Genomic DNA, 19,592 nt, shown 5'->3' on the forward strand with positions numbered 1-19,592 from the left:
ATCTTAGGGCAATATTTAAAGGCTTAGAAAAAGCCCATATAGAACTGCTCTTTTAATACTTTTAAAATCAACTCGATCGCATCATTTTTACGATCTTTTCGATAGCTCGCATACAGACCAATGGTCGGCAAGGGTTCAACTGTACTTTTAACCAATATTTTATCACCGAGCAATGGAATGACATAAGACGGCACCAAACTCCATCCCACGCCCATACCGACCAAATTGACATTTAACAAAATATTGGTCGAGTGCTGTACCAAGTTCACATTCAGTTTATTTTGCTTAAAGAAATCTTGAATAATTCGGTATAGCTCAGGTGATGAATGTTCATCACTAATAATAAAATCCTGATTATTCATGTTTTTAATGCTGATATGCCGCTGTTCTGCAACAGGCGAATTTTTCGGTACAATCAGCGCCAAAGGCTCAGTAAAGATCTGAACAGATTCTATATCAGGGCTTTCTTCGACATAACGGGTAAAGGCAATATCAATCTCTCCCTTACGCACTGCACTGATCTGATCGACATCCATTAAACTATGAAAATGAATTTTTAACTCAGGAAACTGAGCTCGAATATTTGGCATGATATAAGGAAAGACCTTCATTTCAGCCACAGGAACAAAGCCGATATTCAGTTGTTCTTTACTGAGCTGCGCGATTTGACGCGCATCTATCATGGCTTTTTCAGCATGCTCTAAACTCAAACGCGCTTCTTTTAAAAAGGCGTGACCTTCTGCAGTCAGTTCAACTTTTCGGTTGGTTCGCATCAATAATTGCACCCCAACTTCCTGTTCTAGGTCTTTAATTTGCTGACTTAAAGAAGGTTGCACAGTACACATTCGCTGCGCAGCCTTGGTAAAATTTAGCTCTTCGGCAACCGCAACAAAATATCGTAGATGTCGTAATTCCATTATTCAGCTCCTAAAGCACTGCGTTTGAATTGGTTTGCCACGAATAGACGATACATCCACAAAGTGAACAGCACCATCACCGCACAAAATAAATAGGTTGCCTGAAATCCAAAGTATGCAATCAGCACACCCATAATGACCGAACCGACAGCAAGGCCAATATCAAACAAGGCAAAAAAGGTGGATATTGCATGTCCTATTCGGGCTTTTTCTACCGTTTGAATCGCGACCGTTTGCAGGCATGGGAACACTGAACCGTAGCCGATGCCCATAAAAACTGCCGATATCCAAAGCACCCATTGATTCGTGAGAAAACTCACAACCACCAAACCAATGGCAAAGCAAATAAAGGATGGATAGATGACTGCACTCGGGCCTTTGCGATCATAAACTTTGCCAACCCAAGGACGGACGAGCAACATCGACACAGCAAAGACAATAAAAAAGATACTGGTATAAGCGAGTAAATGCTTCAACTCTGCATAAGCGGTGATAAAACTCATCACACTCGAATATGCAAATGCGGTCAGCAATGCCACAAAACTGATGGCAAGTACCCGTGTTTCTATCACATCACGCCATTGGATGGCTGCGGATTGGCTCGCTTGATCACTTGATTTATGCTGTACGTGTTCTTGTATTTGAACTAACCACGTAAAAATATAGCCCACTACAACCAATAAGGCTAATACTGCAAATAAGGTACTAAAACTGCTGAATTGAATCATACTCAGCGCTAAAAATGGCCCGATCACCACGCCTAAGTTGGTCGACATGACAAAGTAACCCATGCCTTCGCCTTTTCGATGATCTGGGATGTAATCATTTACGATGGGAACATTGACCGTGGTTAATATACTGAACCAAAAACCATGTAAAAAACGAATGACCAACAACGACCACATGCTGTCAATCCACAAATAACTCAGCGCAAAAACGACAAAGATAAAGCCTGAAATACGCACAGAATTGGCTTTACCAAAACGCTCAATGATCATGCCGGAAAAGGGACGAATCGCAATGGATGACACCAAAAACAGCGTTAAAGCCATACCCGCTTGCTGAATCGAACCACCCAATTCTTTCATAATATAAATGGGCAATATGGTCAGCAGCGCAAAGTAATAGCTAAATAAAAACAAGTTATTACACAGACAAAAAACGAAAGACTTGTTCCATAGCGATGCCTGATGTTGAGTAGTCATGAGGTCATTGTCTCGCTGCTACGCGTGGCTTGGGACTGCATAAAAATCGGGTTTAGCGCCAACTGCACCAGTCGCTTGATATAGTCTTCATCTGGCTGGGTATTAAAGAAAATGATCTGATAATGAATCGGGCCGTACAACATGTCCAACATGAGTTCGAAAGGATAATCTGCGCGAATTTCTCCTCGTTGAATGGCCAATTGAATCAGCTCACGTGTGGCTTCTCGTCGAGGTAATAAATACTGTTTAAAAAACTCACCCGCTGCTTCACGATGCTCCGCCAATACAACCAGCAATGCTCGACCTACGTGCTGATTTAAAGCCCGTGATAGTTTGAGCAATTGTTGATTTAGATTGAACTCTAAACTTTGTGATAAATCGAGTTCAAACACCGACGCGGTGTGCGCTTTAAAAGCATCGAAAACCAGATCGGACTTATGCTTCCACCAACGGTAAATCGTCGATTTTCCAACGCCTGCGCGAGCCGCAATGTCTTCAATGGTCATGCTTCGATAATCACTTTCCGCCAAAGCATCTGTGACCGCTTGTAAGATACATTGCTTACGCCGAGAAGTTTTTTCAGTTTCACTCATAATTTAAAAACGAAACGCTACGTATCGTTTTATATTAAACAGTATTGGACTGAATGACTATCTTTAACTGAGCTTCGAAGAATAAACTTTAGTCGCACACTCGGAACTCAAATCTCAACTGCACTCTCCAGACGAATTTCAGAATACAAAAAAGATCGCCTAAGCGATCTTTTCAAATATTCAGCCACCAAAGTGATTAGCTTTGTGTCGACTTTTTATAAATACTGCAAGAAGGATGATGATTTTCCTGTAAACGTGCCACTTTACGTTGTTCCGCAGCTTCGAAACGACAACGTTTCCAGTCATTATCTAGATTCAATGCTGGAATTTGTTTCGGTTTACCTTGATCATCAACAGCGACCATTGTGAAATAGCAACTATTGGTATGACGTACTGTACGTTTTTGAATGTTCTGCGCTTCAACACGAATACCAATTTCCATTGAAGTACGACCAACATGGTTCACACTTGCAAGGAAAGTCACTAACTCACCCACGTGAATTGGTTCTTTAAAATTCACTTTATCGACTGATAGTGTCACCACGTAGCTACCAGAATAGCGACTTGCACAAGCATACGCGACTTGGTCTAACAATTTTAGAATCGTTCCACCATGCACATTACCCGAAAAATTCGCCATGTCAGGAGTCATTAAAACTGACATCGATAATTCTGACTGGTCGTCTAGTGCATTCGCAATTTGATCTAATGGGGACATCTTGTTTCTCTAGACTCGTGATATAACAATGATTAATGTGATTATTATATAGATTTTAATCAAAATTAAATGTTCAAATCGGCAAAAAAACCATCATTATTATTTATAGTGATCACACCATCATTCAGTAAAATATATATCGATAACGATATACACCCGATAAACAAGTATTTATCACGCTATCTATCAGTTTTTTGATCAAAGCTATGCTGTGTTTTATATTTAAAACATATTCATTAAAACGCGTTGTTCATCGATTCAACATAGCACGGCATTAAACTTAATCTTCTAAGACTTTTAACATCTCGAAAGATACATTGTCATAGCTGGTTTTTTGCCCAAAATCATTGGTACTTTCTAGCGTGTAAGAATTATCTACATGTACATGAGTGACAATAAATACCCTCTCTTCCATCATCGCAAGCTTTACTTTTTGTCCTACATCAAGCGTTTTCATCTACAGCTACCTTTAAAATATTTATTGGTTTTAAGTATTAATAACCTGATGATATTCTAAACACTTCAACAGTATTGGTAAATGTAAGCACATGAATAAAAACGCTAATATAGGTATATACTCTTAAAATCTACGTAAAACCAATTAATATGATTTTTTTAATTAATTTCAAATAATTAACTGTATATTTTCGTATTATTAAGATTTTTATATTTGGCAAATCTTTTGATTAAGACCTAAAACCAATCAACATCCAAGATATTAATGATTACTAGATACTATTGAGCATGGGAAAAGCTGAGAGCAAAAATTAAAATGCTTTGCTGAAATAAAAATGCACCCTGAGAGGTGAACAGGATGCGTTTAAATTTGCGAATCGTATCAGCCTAGTCTTTGGCTGCCAAATAAGGAATATGATGTCCCTTGCTATATTGATGTTCAGCATAAACCCGAGAAATCTCTCCAAGTTTTTCCAAGGTTGCCTCTTCACCTGCAAGCATCGTCGCTTCACGCCCTTTCACATCAAATATATGTGCTTTTTCACGTAAATCAGGTTGAATCACAATGTCTGCTCGCTTGAGCTCTTCTTGAGCTAAACGATTTTGCATAATATTGATATTTTGGTTAAACAAGCCCCAAACATTCGACGTTTCGGTATGAATCGGTCGTGCCAAAATATCCACCGCAATAATAATATCTGCCCCTAAATCGCGTGCAACGTCCACAGGAACAGGACTGACCAAGCCACCATCGACATATTCAGTGTCTTCAATAATCGTTGGAATAAACATACTCGGAATCGACACCGAAGCACGAACGGCCTGCCCCGTATTACCATAATTGAACACGACTTTTTTGCCATCCTTTAACTCGGTTGCCACCACATACATTGGGGTTTTTAGCAACTCTAAAGGCACATCATCAACTTGCTCATTAATATAATCTTCAACTTTTTTACCGTCAAAAAAGCCTTTTTTGTCCAAACGTATTTCTCGAACATCATTGGCTTTCATATTTAAGGCGATATCTCTTAACTCATTGGCACTTTTACCTGAAGCATAGATTGAACCCACAATGCTACCCGCACTGGTTCCAACAATAAAATCTGGGTGTATTCCCTGCTGTTCAAGTATCTGAATGGCGCCTATGTGTGCATAACCACGTGCCCCACCACTCCCTAAAACCAAAGCAACAATCGGACGCTTTTCCTGCTTTTTCACTTTTTTAAAGTCAATGCGGTTATTCGCCACTTGAGCAGGTGCTGCTGTATAAGTTCGAATTTGTGATGTTGTTTCATCGCTGACCTTTTTTGAGCCCACACTTTGACAACCTACAAGGCTGATTGCGAATGCAGTCATCAAAACAGTTATGCTTTTCATTGAGAGATATTCCAAATGCAACTCGAGATTTGAAGAGAAAAAGTAGTCTAATCAGTCCACATTCACGTCACTGTTATTATTCGTTAATGCCTCTGACCGATGCACATTATATTGACATACAACCTAGAAAGTCATTGGCTGTCAAAATTTCAGTGTCTAGCAGAATTTCCACATCAAGATCCAAAACATTGTCTAGCAAAAAAAGCCCCGATAACGGAGCTTTTTAAAGTTAATTTTTGACTTTACCAAATATCGGAATTAACGCGATCCTTATATTTTGGATGTTCATCCATCTTAAATACTGGCTCTTTTACACCCCGTTTTAACTGTGAGGTGTAGTCTTTCATCAGCATCAATAAGAATGGCGTCAGCAATAAAATCGCAAAGAGGTTAATACTCGCCATCACGCCCATGAAGAGATCCGCTAAGTTCCAAATCAGTGGCACACTCATGATTGAGCCAAAGTACACCATCATGAGGACGACTACGCGGAATATAAACATGACCTTAGGATTGTTATTGATAAACTGCACATTACCTTCAGCATAAGCATAGTTACCGATTACTGAAGAATAAGCGAATAAGAACAAGATTATGGCAAGGAAGTCATCTCCCCATGCGCCAATCTGGCTTTCAAGCGCCATTTGCGTCAAAGCAACACCCTCAAAGCCTGCATTTTCATACAAGCCAGATGCCAAAATAATGATCGCCGTACAGGTACACACCACAAATGTATCGACAAAGACACCGAGCATCTGAACCAGGCCTTGATTGACCGGGTGTTTAACATCTGATGCTGCCGCAGCATTCGGAGCAGAACCCATACCCGCTTCGTTTGAGAATAATCCACGCTTAATGCCTTGCATCATCGCCATAGAAACCATAGCACCGAAGAAACCACCAGCCGCAGCATCAAACTCAAATGCTTTGCTGAATATTAACTGGAAGATATCAGGCAAGATTGCAAAGTTAGCAAAAGCGATATATAGCGCGACTGCCAAATAAAGTAATGCCATAAATGGAACAAAACGTTCTGCCACTTTTGCAATACGCTTAATACCACCAAAAATAATCAGCGCTGTTATAAAGACAAGGAATAACCCTACCCATGAAATTCAAAACTAAAACTGCCCAAACTCAATACTAGATTGGCTTTATCCCAACCCCAAGCATGTGAAGTTGCACCCGTAATGGCATTGGCTTGTACTGCATTAAACACAAAGCCATAGGTTGAAATCAGGGCAATCGCAAATACTACACCCAACCATTTTTGTTTTAAGCCTTGGGTAATGTAATAAGCTGGTCCACCACGGAATTGCTGATTTTGCGTATCACGCACTTTAAAGAGCTGTGCAAGTGAAGACTCCACAAATGCAGAACTCATGCCTAAAAATGCGGTAAACCACATCCAGAACACTGCACCCGGCCCACCAATTGCAATCGCAATTGCAACACCTGCGACATTACCCACACCGACACGACTTGCCAGTCCAGTCACAAAGGCTTGGAATGGTGTAATCCCATGCTCATCATCGCCTTCTTTACGGCTAGATTTCATCACTTTAATACTATGAAAAAATAGACGAATCTGAACTGCACCAGTGATTAAGGTATAAAAAATACCAACCGCCACTAAAAATACGACTAAGAAATCCCAAAGCGGATCATTAAAAACTTTGACCCAGCTCATCAGGGTTTCGTTTAATTGTTCATTCATATTCAACCCTAGTTTTAAATGGTCAAAAGTATAAAAGGCTCTTTTTTGAAGAGCCTTTCTAAATTAAGCAAAGAATTTAAGAATTAATTGAATAACTGTTGCGTTAATCAAATCAACAAAAAATGCGCCACATAAAGGAACGATTAAGAAAGCCTTATGAGATGGACCATACATATTGGTAATGGCTTGCATATTTGCGACTGCGGTAGGTGTTGCCCCCATACCAAAACCACAATGACCCGCCGCTAAAACAGCAGCATCATAATTTTTGCCCATTACACGGAAAGTGATAAACGCAGCATATAGTGCCATTGTTAATGTTTGGGCTCCCAAAATCACAACTAATGGTCCTGCAAGATCTGATAGCTGCCATAGTTTCAACGATAATAGTGCCATTGCTAAGTACAGTGATAATGAAGCATTACCAAATACATCAATTGCACGATCAAATATTTGTACGCGGAAAATACCTTCTAATACATTACGTAAAATGACACCACCAGCTAAAGCCCATACAAATGTCGGTAATTCAAACATCGTACCTTTACTGAAAGCCGTCATAAAATCAGCAAATGCTAAACAGCCAGCAAATAAGCCCAAAGTCGTAATTGCATTATCTGCGGTAATTAAACGAACACGATGTGGATATTCAAAAGGTACATATTCTGTTGAATTAATATCAGCTAGTGGTGTGTTATCACTACGCTCAATTTGCTCATTCGTGCGCGGAGTTGCTAGGTGATAACGATTAATTAGCAACTTAGCTAATGGTCCACCAATAATACCACCAATGATTAAACCAAAAGTTGCACTTGCCATACCTAAAGCTAATGCACCTTGTATACCGTGTTCAACTTCAAGAATTTCACCCCATGCACCAGCTGTACCATGACCACCTGTCAACGTAATTGAACCTGCAATCAAACCAATCAGTGGATCAATACCCAATAAAGTGGCAAGACTGATACCAACGACATCCTGCACAACAATGAAAGAAGCAACGGCTACCAGAAAAATAACAAGACCAATTCCGCCTTCTTTCAATTTGGCAAAGTTTGCGCTTAAACCAATGGATGCGAAGAAAATCAGCATAAAACTGGTTTGTAATTCACTACTCGTAGTAATGCTATAACCCCAAATGCTATGTACAACCAATGAAATTATTGCAGCAACCAAACCACCAGCTACGGGCTCAGGAATATTGTAACGCCTCAAAAAACTGATTTTATTTACCAGAAAACGTCCTAATAAAAGAACGATCACCGCCGCAATTAAGGTATAAAATGCGTTAAAGCTAAATTCCATAATAATTTGTCCAAAATGGTTAGAATATTTATTAGTCCAATTAATAGAAATTAGTAGCGTTTATTAATTAAAATACAATTCCAATTTGTAAATTTAACCAATAAATCAGGCTACCAGCTATTCATTGCCAATCATAAATATTCATCATCTGATTCAAATATGTATGCCTGAGTTAAAAAAAGTGAAAACTCAATTCGACAAAACAAATCCATAAAAGCAGTTCATGCTTACTAAACCAACACTTACTACAATATTCACATCATAGATGAAATACATAAAATCAAATGCTGATTAGAAAAGTCGCACATTATGCGTGGAGAACAGAGAAATTTCATTAATTTTAATTACAAAAAGTTTTATTTGCTATAATTTAAAGTTATATCTATTTGTTTTTACTAAAATGTATTCGCATTTTTTATCTATATAAAATATTAAAGATTTGAACATAATGCATTATAGGACGTGGTTCAACGCCTGCCTTAACCAGTACGACATCATGACTCAGACGATTTAGTGAATCCATCTACTTAGTACTGTGAGTTCATTTGCGTTGAAACATCCACCTTTTAAACAAAAAAAGCCTGAACTGAGTCAGGCTTTTTTGATCGATTCTTTTCGATGATTTAGCTTAGAAGCTATATTTAGCCATTAAGCCAACGCGGTTATCTTTATATGTTTTCCCTGTAAACGCTTCACGTTTACCATTCACATATTCAACACCTAAATCAATTGGTTTCACTGGTGTATAAATCACATTTAACCAAGCTTGCTGTACTTCTTTGTTTGCAGAGTTATTTCCAACATCTTTAAATGCTTTTGCATAATCTGTATCTTCATCAGCAAATAATGCACCATAAGCTAAAGTTGAACGCAACTTTTCATTAAACTTATAGGTTGCACCGATTTGTACTGCGGTAAATTTATTCTGCTCAATATCCCCATTAGCATCAACAACATATGCGGTATTTGAGCCATATAAATAGTTGCTGTTCCCTTCTACATAAGATACATCACCATTAATTTTTAGCTGTTTCGTCACATCAAACGTTGTACCAGCTGCCAAACCCCACCCTAATTCATCATCATTACCGCTTTGAACTTTATGATGTTCCACAAGCGCACGTGCAGATGCATTCCCCTTACCATTCGCATAACCTTGAGTCAGTTTAGCTGTCAACGCTGGTAAGCTATATTTGACTGTTGAATCCTCAAGCGTTGTATTACTTACAGGAGGCGTGCCCGCTGTTTTGGTAGTCAGTGCTTGAGCTTTACTATCACCTTCTTCAGCAGCTACAAATAATTGTGTTTGCGGTGCAAGTTTTACGTTGTAACGCACTTGTGGCAAACGAGTTGTACCACCGCCCACGTTAGTAGCAAAATCAATCATTTCTGGTGCATGGCTAGACAAGAAGTTTGATGTGGTCTGACCAAATAACCAGTTGTTAAAGGTTAAATAACCATGACGTAGACGAATAGTTTCGCCACTTCCATTGAAATCGACCTCGATTTTACCGCCCACTTTATCATCACCACCGACGGGTGCTGTAAAATCTAAACCAAAACGTGTGGTTTTTGCAGTTGCGCGAAGTTTATCTCGTGCTTCTTCTTTAGACGTATGTACGTTGTTAAAGTCGTTATCCGCACCTTCAATAATGTAGTTCGCATCACCACGAACAAAACCGTAAAGACTTACATCTGCACCTGTTTTAGATTTTAAGCTTGCAGCTGGAGTAGCTGGTTGCGGTGGTGGTGCAACAGGACGCGCTTTAACTTGCTGAATCTCTGTTTGTTGCTGTTGTTGAACTTGCTGCTGCGCTTTAATCAAACTTTTCAGTTCTGCAACTTCTGCACGTAATTGTTCAATTTCAGAAGTATTGCTGCCTGCATGAGCCATTGAGACCGTTGCCAAACTCATGGCAACAACAAGGGTTTTCATTGGGTGGAATACAGTTTGAGTTTTCATCCTAAGCTCTCTATTGTCCTGTCATTGTTGTATGCCCTAACTCTGGGCGCTTTGTTATTCGCCTATTTGAGCGGACAAATTTAAAGCTGCATATCCGTGCTTTAGTCGCATTAAAGCCCCAACTTGTAGCCCCCAAAAACGAAATACTTGAAAGCAAAAAGCAAAAACGCTGAATCCATCACTGAAAATAGACTGAAATATTTAGTTAAAATTCGGACTTAGCCGATTCAGATGGCAAAATAGCTCAACACACATACCTTAAAGGTAAAAATCCATACTCTGTAGGTATGCAATAAAAACGATAAAATCCGACATATTACCGATAGAGACATTCACAATGTATTTATCCAGCATAACGTAATGTATTTAATGCAAATAATACTTATTTATCAGTTGCTCTATTTCATTAGAGTGAGACAACAGCGATCCACCGTATCACTAATTATTTCCAAGTGGATGATTGTTTAGATATAAGTTTCGAGTAAACAGATACTGCCCTCACAATGGGAAAATAGCGCCCTCTTCTAAAGTTATGGATGATGAACATTTATAATGAGTGACGTGGATATTTGATCAATAATACTAGTACGTTGATGACTGACGTTTAAGTAAGACCTGCTAAACGTCATCACCTGCATTTTCAACCCATGGCTGAAGCTTTTAAACTACGTATAGTAATCATTGCAACAACCACAAATAGCAACATAATCAGGGCCATATTGATCAGCGCTGACCATACTAAAAAGTTCAAAAACACTCCGGCCAATAGACCACAGGCAAATTGCATACTTCCCATGATTGCACTGGCTGTGCCAGCTCGTGAGCCTTGTTCAGACATCGCCAATGCCATCGCATTTGGACCAGTGAAGCCGATTGAAGCAACACATAAGAACATACCAAACATTACAACAATGATAGAGGAAAGATAAAATAACCCTGCCGCCAATAAGATCAACACACCACACAATTGAAGTGCATTACCCAATTGCAAACGATGGCGAACATCCAGTCGATTTGCAAGTTTCTTATTGAGGGTCGAAAACACCATAATCCCTAAAGCATTCGCACCAAATACATAAGCAAATTGCTGTTGGCTCAGACCATAACCATCCATTAAAATGGCAGATGAGCCACTGATATAACAAAATAAAATTGCGCCAGAAAAACAGCCTGTGAGCATCGGTTTACGGAAAGTTTCGTCCTGTAAAATCGCACCATATAAACCTAAGACTTGTTTCAAACTTAATTTTAAGCGTCGCTCAACAGGCAGGGTTTCTTGAAAGAAAAAATGTACGCAGAAAAGACAAAAAATACCGACAAGCACCAATACCGCAAATATGTATTGCCATTCAAACACCTGTAACACCCACGCGCCTAAAGTAGGTGCAATGATTGGTGCAATTGTTGTCACGATCATCATGCTGGCAAAGGCTTGAGCAGAAGCTTGCATACTTAAGCGATCACGAATTGCAGCACGGGCAATCACTACACCGACACAGCCACCCAACGCTTGCAAAACACGAGCAGCGATCAAACTCCATTCACTATTGGCAAAGACACACAGAAAACCGGCACAAATATATAAAACCAAACCGAAATATAGCGGTGTTTTACGCCCAATACGGTCGCTGACTGGCCCATAAATTAACTGCCCAATCGCCAAACCCAAGAAATACGCTGGAAGACTATTGGCCACTTGTTGGGTTGTGACACCAAAATCGTCGGCCATTTGAGGTAAAGCCGGCAAATACATATCGATTGAAAGTGGCCCTAAAGCAGTCAGCAATGCCAACAAGACGATCCAGCGTTGAGAAAATTCCTTTTGTGATTCGACGCTTTTCATAAGAATAATTCATTTATCGCAAGCAAGTTTTGCAGACAAGTTTACACTGCACATAGTATTATTTCTTGGCTTCAATGTGAAAATTCACACGATACACATTGCTTACTGCCCCATCGCTTTAGCAAAGGAAAAATTTTGAACGCCTGGCTCGCACGACTGAAACAAGCAACCTATAACACGACCTTTATGTATAACTTGCGCATGGTCATTGCCTTCGCAGGAACAGCCTTTGTCCCATATTTTTTAGATCAGCAATTGATGACCATTCCCCTCACCTTGGGTGTGGTTGCCGCTGGTCTAAGTGATATCGATGACCGCTTTTCAGTCCGTGTGCTCAATCAAATTTATACCTATATCGGGTTCTTTGTTACTGCGGTATCCATTTATCTGTTGTTCCCGCATCCGATCTTATTTGCATTGGGGCTGATTGTGTCTTGTATCGGTTGGATTCTTTTGGGTTCATTGGGTCGTCGCTATGCCACCATTTCTTATGGCTGTCTGGTGATCTCCGTGTATTCCATGCTAGGGGTTGAACTTTTTGAAAATTGGTATACACAAGCAGGTTTATTGGTCATCGGTGCGATGTGGTATGGACTGCTTTCGACTTTGAGCTTTCTGCTGTTTCCTGTGCGTCAAGTTCAGGACAAATTGGCCCAAAGCTATTCGTCCCTAGGTGACTTCTTATTTGCAAAATCTAACTTGTTTGATGTCGATATGACACCAGAAAGTTATCAGCAAAGTTTGATTGAGCTATCGCTAGAAAATGGCAAATTAATTGGCATTTTCAACGATATGAAAACAGCCTTATTAACACGTTTAAAAGGTGACCGTGGACAAAAAGATACACGTCGTAGCCTGCAATATTATTTTGTCGCGCAAGACATTCATGAACGTGCCGATTCCGCGCATATTGATTATCAAAAATTGACCCGTATTTTTGAACATAGTGATATTTTATTTCGCTTTCAACGTGTGCTTTCGATTCAAGGTAAAGCCTGTAAAGATTTAAGTATCAGCATCTTACAGCGAAAACCTTATCATCATAATCAACGTTTTAAACATGCGTTCCACAATCTAAAATTGTCACTCGAAAAGCTGCGTGAAGAACAAAAATACGATGAAGTCTGGATCAACTCTTTATTTGCTTTATACCAAAACCTAAAAGGCATCGATGCGCAATTACGTAATGTCGAAACCGAGCGTTATATTGACCGACAAGCCCTGATTGAAAATCGTTTAAAAGATGATGATTTAAAAGGTTGGGACGACATCGTCATTCGATTCAAACAACATTTGAGCCCTGAGTCGGTGCTGTTCCGTCATGCTGTGCGTTTATCGACCGTGTTATTTATTGGTTATATCTTTGTCCAAGTGACCAATATCAGTTATGGCTATTGGATTTTATTGACCGCCCTGTTTGTCAGCCAGCCGAACTTTAACGCCACCAAGCGCCGTCTCTATTTACGTATCATTGGCACCTTGGTCGGGATTATTTTAGGTTATGCGATTTTATATTTTGTCCCTTCTGTCGAAGGTCAGTTATTACTGCTCATTTTAAGTGGCGTACTGTTTTTTGAATTACGCAGTAAGCAATATGCACAAGCTACTGCATTTATTACCATTTTGGCGCTGATCAACTTTAACTTAGATGGCATGGGTTTTGCCGCAGCTATGCCGCGTATGATTGATACACTGATTGGTTGTGCCTTGGCATGGTTTGGTGTGAGTTTCATTTTCCCAGACTGGAAGTTCCGTCGCCTACCTCGGACCATCAGTCGCTCTATTCAAGCGCAGTGTGATTATTTGGCCGAAGTGGTTGAACAATACAAATCTGGTCGTAATAACGGGTTGAATTATCGTGTGGTCCGTCGTGCAGCCCATAATACCGATGCAGAAGTAGCTTCACTGATTTCCACCTTAGCTACCGAACCCGATACCGATCCGACTCAAAAAGCTTTAGCCTTTGAGTTTTTGTGTCTCAATCATACCTTTATTAGTTATATCGCAGCCTTGGGTGCGCATCGTGAAAAAATTCAAGACCAACAGGTCTTAACCTTATTGGATAAAGCCACAGATGACATTCAAGGTGCATTACTACGTGACGAAGTACCTGACTTAACGGCGCAAAATATGTTGCAAGAAATCCGTCAGCGTTTGTCACAAAATAGTGAGGAAGATCAAAAATCCTTGATCGTGCTACAACAGCTTTCGTTGATGTTTAACGTGTTGAACCAATTTAGCCAATTGAAACAAAATCTCAGTCATGAGCATGATCAAGCATCGACTGAACTGGCTTCGCTATAATTTGGATGATTTTGGAACAATATACTCACTGAATTGGTATAAATAATGCTAAACTTTTTACAGTTTTAAATCTGTTACTTTCACTATGACCGCAAAAAATTTATACGCCTACACGCTAGAGCCAGTGGCTTATGAAATTTCTGAAGCAGAACAACGTTATGCTCAACTTGTTCTGTCTCGCAGTAACTTCAAAATTGGCAAAAAGCATGGCTAATTATGGGTGCAATTCTTGCACTGGCACTCTTGGGCCTCATCTTTATTAAGAACTATTCAACAGTATTTTGCTGGGTAGCTATTGTCTGTGTTGTGATTTACTTCCTTGTGCGTAAATTCGGTATCGAGTGGTATGCGAAACGCAAACTGAACGAAGTCCCTGTTCAAGAAATTAAAGGCATCCGTATGGGTGTTCAGCCGCATGGGATCTCTATGCAGCAACGTATGGGCGCAAACATGGGGACGATGACTGTCGGTTGGAAAGACATTCATGAATGGTATGACACTAAAGACTTCATCCTTTTAAACTTTAAAGTAAAGGGTCAAGACGGCGCATACATCTTGCCTAAACGTATGGATAGCAAGAAGTTTCCATTTTCGACCATTCGTAAACACTTAAATGAAACTGTAGGCCCAGCTAAAGCAATTTAAGCCAAACAGACATTTATGTATAAAAAACCTCCGCTTTTTGGAGTTTTTTATCTGTTTAATTTTCGAATGATCATTGATAATTACAATAATGAGAATGAATATTACTTACTTTTTCCACATTCTCTACTACATCATCGTTTATAATTCGTCGCAATTCAGCAACCTTTTATCAATATTAAATCCATCATGTTTAAGAAAACCCTTTTCCAGATTCACTGGTTCTTGGGGATTAGTGCCGGCTTAATACTCTCGCTCATGGGGGTTACAGGTGCCATTTATTCCTATGAACAGCAAATACTTAAAGCAATCAATCAGGACAGTTATGTGGTTCAGGCTCAACAGCAGCCTAAACTACCCCCTGCTGAGCTTTATCAGCACTTTAGTCAGTCTGATCCTGACATGAAAATTAACAGCATCTCTATTGCCTCAGATGCGACCGCCTCAAGTACCGTGAATATTGTCAAAGAAGGTGCTCGTCGTGGCTATAACATGATGGTTAACCCCTATACAGCCGAAGTTTTACCTGAAATCAAAGGTCAAAAATTCTTCCAGTTTGTACAGCAGCTACACCGTAATTTAACTGTTGGCCCTGTTGGTAAACAAATTACCGGCGCATGTACACTGATGCTGATTTATTTTGTATTGAGTGGTTTGTATCTGCGTTGGCCAAAAAGACATTCTGTAAAACAATGGCTTGCAGTAAAACCGAAGCTCAAAGGACGTAATTTCCTATGGGATTTACATGCAGTCATCGGCACATGGGTGATTGTTTTTTATCTCATTTTGGCATGTACAGGTCTGTACTGGTCTTATGATTGGTGGCGTAATGGCATGTTTAAAGTCATGGGCGTTGAACGTCCACAGCCCCAGTTACAAGAAGGTCCAAAACCGAATGGGCAATCTGCTGAACAGGCGGGTGCAAAGCAAGATGGTGAAAAACAAGCCACTGAGGCAAAACAAACTCATGGCGAACACCAAGCACGTTCTGAAAGAAACCCTGCAACGTCGAGTCCCTCTGAACACGGCTCTCAAGAAAACAAACATGGTGCTGAAGGTCGCGGAGAAAAACGTGGTCTAAAACCAGAACAAGTGAATATTGCCCTTGCCCAAAGTTGGAATGGCTTTAATCAAAATATTGGTCGTGAATACTCAAGTGTCACTTTTAATATTCCGAAAAAAGCCAATGGTGAATTAGAAATTAACTTTGTGGATGCCGTCCCTCAACATGAACGTGCGCGCAACAAAGCGACTTATAACTACAAAACGTCTGCTCTCACCGATATCGAGTTATACGAAGATAAAAAATTAAATGAAAAAATCATGACCAGCATGTTACCTGTGCATCGTGGTAGTTTCTTCGGACCGATTTATCAGTTCTTTGTGGTTATTGCATCCCTCATGATGCCGCTGTTCTTTGTCACTGGATGGATGCTCTATCTCAAACGTCGTAAACAGAAAAAACTGACACAGCAAGCTCGTCAAAGCTTAGCACCTGTTGCCATCGACCCAAACGCACAGCCTTGGTTAATTTGCTATGCATCACAAACAGGTCAGTCTGAACAATTGGCATGGCGTACAGCAACAAGCTTACAAGAGGCTCGTCAGCCCGTCACAGTGAAAGCTTTTCAGCAACTTTCTGCTGATGACTTAACGCAAGCCACTCAGGTTTTATTTGTTGCAAGTACTTATGGCACTGGCGAAGCACCTGACCTCGCTTTAAGCTTTGAACGTAAACTGATGACACAAAGCCTCGATTTGAGTCATGTTCAGTTTGCCGTATTAGCTTTAGGTTCTAAAGAATATCCTGATACTTTCTGTAGCTTTGGTCATGCGATTCATCGTTGGATGCAGAGTAATGCGGCGAAGCCCCTGTTTAACACGATTGAAGTCAATAATGGCGACACCCAAGCCATTCAAGCATGGAATAGCGCTTTAGCCAAAGCGACTAAACTTGAACTTCAGTACATGCAAATTGAAAAAACTTTTGATGCATGGACATTGACCAAACGTGATTTACTCAACCCGAACAGTTTAGGTGCACCTGCATTTAATATTGAGTTAAAACCGCAACATGAAGCCAATTGGCAAGCGGGTGATATTGCAGAGATTCAGCCGGGTAATAGTGCTGAACGTATTGCAAACTTCATGCAAAAGTATCAGATTCAGAGTCAGCAAGTGGTTGATTCTACTCAGCAACGCATTGAAGATGCATTATGGGATCGTAACCTAAATACGGATGTCGAACCATTTGCCAACCTTGATCACTTGCTCGAACAGCTTCCACCGCTTCCAACTCGTGAATACTCGATTGCCAGTATTCCAAGTCAGCAAGTATTACGCTTAGTGGTGCGTCAGCAATCCAATGCGGATGGTGAGCTTGGTTTAGGCTCTGGTTGGTTAACACAACATGCTGCGATCAATAGCACACTACAACTGCGTATTCGTACCAATGAATCATTCCATCTGATTGCAGATAATCGTCCTGTGATTTGTATTGGTAACGGTACAGGTATTGCTGGTTTACTCAGCCTGTTACATACACGAGTTCGTCAAGACTATACGCAAAACTGGCTGATTTTTGGTGAGCGCCAACGCGCACATGATTTCTTTTATCAAGACGTCATTGAAGCATGGCAAAACACCGGTTTAGTTCAACGCATAGACCTCACCTTCTCTCGTGATCAAGCGGAGAAACGCTATGTGCATCATGAGCTACGTGACCATGCGACCTTATTAAAATCATGGGTAGAACAAGGTGCCGTGATCTACGTTTGCGGTAGTATCAACGGTATGGCAACGGACGTTGACCACGCACTGATTGATATATTAGGTGAAGACGTTGTTGCTGAACTGCGTCAAGCTGGGCGCTACCGCCGTGATGTTTATTAATAAGATGTTTACTCATAAATAGTCCCAACTCAAAACCAGACCTCGTGTCTGGTTTTTTTCACGCTATACTTAGGCCAAATAAGGATACTGCTTTAATTTTTTGAATGAAAAGAATACTACTGCTTTGTGTAGGCTTGCTGCTCTGTGTAGATGCCATTTGGTTGCTTACATTAGATAAAATTCATTTAGGCATTCTTTTACCCTTAGTCATTGGGTGTATTTTTCTTATATCCGGACTATTTACAACCCAAATCCACAATATTTTAGATCAATACCCTAAACTCAAAAGGCTCTGGCGTGCTACATGGTGGTTGTTTTGGCTTTGGCTATTGAGCCTTTTACTGTTTTTTGCGTATTTACACTTCAATAGCCAGCAATCTAAGCCATTTACTTCCGTCCAAGCCATCATCGTTTTGGGTAGTGGTATTGAAAATGGTCAACCCTCTCCGACCTTAAAGGCGCGTCTCGATGCCGCAGCACTGTATGCCTTGCAACAACCCAATACTATTGTGATCATGACCGGTGGTTTAGGCTTTAATGAAAAAATGACCGAATCTTCCGTCATGAAACGCTATTTACTTCAACACTATGACATTTCAGCGGCAGGCATATATGAAGAAAGTAAAAGTACCAGTACAGAACTCAATCTGATCAATAGTAAAATGATTTTAAAACAACATCATATTTCGCTTGATGCCCCCATTGCGATTGCCAGTAGTGACTTTCACCTTCCACGTGCAAAAGCAATTGCACAAAAGTTAGGCTATACACAGGTTTATACCATTGCAGCACCTACACCGCTGTACATCCGCTACAACTCTTGGTTACGTGAATATTTTGCCTTTTTGAGTGGTTTTGTACTCAATGAATATTAAAAAAGCTTGTTTGATCAGTAAACAAGGGCTTTTTTATGCTGTAAATAAACCATTAATTTAAACGAATACTACGTGGCAAAGGAATTTTAAGGTTTTCAAAGACTTCTGGGCGCTGTTGATAAACTTGATATAAATAATTTTTAATATCTAACAGCATCTTTTCAGGTGCAACCAAAATATTTTGTCCTTCTGGGGTTAAATCTAAAGATACTGTAGTGCTCTCGCTGCGTAAAAACGGAATGACTTTTTCGATAAAGTCTTTTAATGAAATTTCCTGAATTTCATAATTGGACCAATTGTCTTTAATTAATAAACGTGCCAAACCACGGTTTTGCCAAATGGCGAATGAACGTTGACCTGTAGGTGTCGCGCAAAGTGCCCAACCATCTTGATATAACGCAATCACGCCACCTTGAGCGACCATATTTTCAATAAATTGTTTATAGGTTTGTTGAGGATTGTAATTTGTAGTTTGAGTTTTAGACGCTGCCTTGCGCTGATATGGATTTCTCATAGATCACATACAATATTAAAATTATTATAGAGCGGATTCTATGTAAATCAGAAAATTTAGGCAAGCTTTTGGATAAAGAAGTTTCTATAGAAGAATATGGTGGGCGCTGACGGGATCGAACCGCCGACATTCTGCTTGTAAGGCAGACGCTCTACCAACTGAGCTAAGCGCCCTGAGCAAAGAGTAACAAAGCGAAGCCTTGTCTGAGCGCAAGAGAAAAATCAAAGATTTTTCTAAAGGCATTCTCTTGAACAGAGATTTTTAAGAT

The 19,592-nt window shown here is 40.0% G+C and carries 13 protein-coding genes, 1 tRNA gene and 2 pseudogenes; 4 read left to right on the forward strand and 12 right to left on the reverse strand.

Annotated features, from left to right (window positions below):
• Positions 1 to 23: 23 nt before the first annotated feature.
• The 10 genes and pseudogenes from AVJ20_RS13435 to AVJ20_RS13475 all read right to left on the reverse strand — a co-directional run bounded on the left by AVJ20_RS13435 (position 24) and on the right by AVJ20_RS13475 (position 12,097).
• On the reverse strand, positions 24 to 917 hold the full coding sequence (locus tag AVJ20_RS13435) for a LysR substrate-binding domain-containing protein (RefSeq protein WP_111885572.1): 894 nt from the start codon (positions 915 to 917) through the stop codon (positions 24 to 26).
• Positions 917 to 2,122 (reverse strand): MFS transporter, encoded by a 1,206-nt coding sequence (locus AVJ20_RS13440; protein WP_111885573.1) that lies wholly within the window; start codon positions 2,120 to 2,122, stop codon positions 917 to 919. Before AVJ20_RS13440 ends, AVJ20_RS13435 begins: the two co-directional genes overlap by 1 nt.
• On the reverse strand, positions 2,119 to 2,715 hold the full coding sequence (locus AVJ20_RS13445) for a TetR/AcrR family transcriptional regulator (RefSeq protein ID WP_111885574.1): 597 nt from the start codon (positions 2,713 to 2,715) through the stop codon (positions 2,119 to 2,121). The genes AVJ20_RS13440 and AVJ20_RS13445 overlap by 4 nt, the downstream gene beginning before the upstream one ends.
• Positions 2,716 to 2,911: 196 nt before the next feature.
• Positions 2,912 to 3,433 (reverse strand): acyl-CoA thioesterase, encoded by a 522-nt coding sequence (locus AVJ20_RS13450; protein WP_078192241.1) that lies wholly within the window; start codon positions 3,431 to 3,433, stop codon positions 2,912 to 2,914.
• Between the two features lie 280 nt (positions 3,434 to 3,713).
• On the reverse strand, positions 3,714 to 3,890 hold the full coding sequence (locus AVJ20_RS18435) for a hypothetical protein (RefSeq protein ID WP_171319286.1): 177 nt from the start codon (positions 3,888 to 3,890) through the stop codon (positions 3,714 to 3,716).
• Positions 3,891 to 4,276: 386 nt separating this feature from the next.
• Positions 4,277 to 5,269: a patatin-like phospholipase family protein gene (locus tag AVJ20_RS13455; RefSeq protein WP_111885575.1), complete on the reverse strand. Its 993-nt coding sequence runs from the start codon at positions 5,267 to 5,269 to the stop codon at positions 4,277 to 4,279.
• A 242-nt stretch (positions 5,270 to 5,511) separates the two neighbouring features.
• Positions 5,512 to 6,986 (reverse strand): annotated as a pseudogene (locus tag AVJ20_RS13460) (alanine/glycine:cation symporter family protein).
• Positions 6,987 to 7,049: 63 nt separating this feature from the next.
• Positions 7,050 to 8,291, reverse strand: coding sequence for a sodium/glutamate symporter (gene gltS, locus AVJ20_RS13465; protein ID WP_078192244.1), 1,242 nt, complete (start codon positions 8,289 to 8,291; stop codon positions 7,050 to 7,052).
• Positions 8,292 to 8,919: 628 nt separating this feature from the next.
• Complete coding sequence (locus AVJ20_RS13470; RefSeq protein WP_111885576.1) at positions 8,920 to 10,254, reverse strand: DcaP family trimeric outer membrane transporter; 1,335 nt, start codon at positions 10,252 to 10,254, stop codon at positions 8,920 to 8,922.
• A 640-nt stretch (positions 10,255 to 10,894) separates the two neighbouring features.
• Positions 10,895 to 12,097, reverse strand: a complete 1,203-nt coding sequence (locus AVJ20_RS13475) for a multidrug effflux MFS transporter (protein ID WP_111885577.1) — start codon at positions 12,095 to 12,097, stop codon at positions 10,895 to 10,897.
• Between the two features lie 135 nt (positions 12,098 to 12,232).
• Here AVJ20_RS13475 and yccS point away from each other — a divergent pair, with 135 nt between their 5' ends.
• The 4 genes and pseudogenes from yccS to AVJ20_RS13495 all read left to right on the forward strand — a co-directional run bounded on the left by yccS (position 12,233) and on the right by AVJ20_RS13495 (position 18,810).
• A complete protein-coding gene (gene yccS / locus AVJ20_RS13480; protein ID WP_078191437.1) occupies positions 12,233 to 14,401 on the forward strand; it encodes a YccS family putative transporter in 2,169 nt (722 codons plus the stop codon).
• An 85-nt stretch (positions 14,402 to 14,486) separates the two neighbouring features.
• Positions 14,487 to 15,046: pseudogene (locus AVJ20_RS13485) on the forward strand (YcxB family protein).
• A gap of 186 nt (positions 15,047 to 15,232) precedes the next feature.
• A complete protein-coding gene (locus AVJ20_RS13490; RefSeq protein WP_111885578.1) occupies positions 15,233 to 17,935 on the forward strand; it encodes a PepSY domain-containing protein in 2,703 nt (900 codons plus the stop codon).
• A 104-nt stretch (positions 17,936 to 18,039) separates the two neighbouring features.
• Entirely contained in the window at positions 18,040 to 18,810 is a 771-nt protein-coding gene (locus AVJ20_RS13495; protein WP_111885579.1) for a YdcF family protein, read from the forward strand.
• A 52-nt stretch (positions 18,811 to 18,862) separates the two neighbouring features.
• On the opposite strand, the gene AVJ20_RS13500 is transcribed toward AVJ20_RS13495, so the two are convergent.
• On the reverse strand, positions 18,863 to 19,324 hold the full coding sequence (locus tag AVJ20_RS13500; RefSeq protein ID WP_111885580.1) for a DUF2750 domain-containing protein: 462 nt from the start codon (positions 19,322 to 19,324) through the stop codon (positions 18,863 to 18,865).
• A 97-nt stretch (positions 19,325 to 19,421) separates the two neighbouring features.
• Positions 19,422 to 19,497 (reverse strand) — tRNA-Val (locus tag AVJ20_RS13505).
• Positions 19,498 to 19,592 lie beyond the last annotated feature (95 nt).

Origin of the sequence: Acinetobacter sp. CFCC 11171, assembly GCF_003268405.1 — a bacterium.
Classification (GTDB): Bacteria; Pseudomonadota; Gammaproteobacteria; order Pseudomonadales; family Moraxellaceae; genus Acinetobacter; species Acinetobacter amyesii.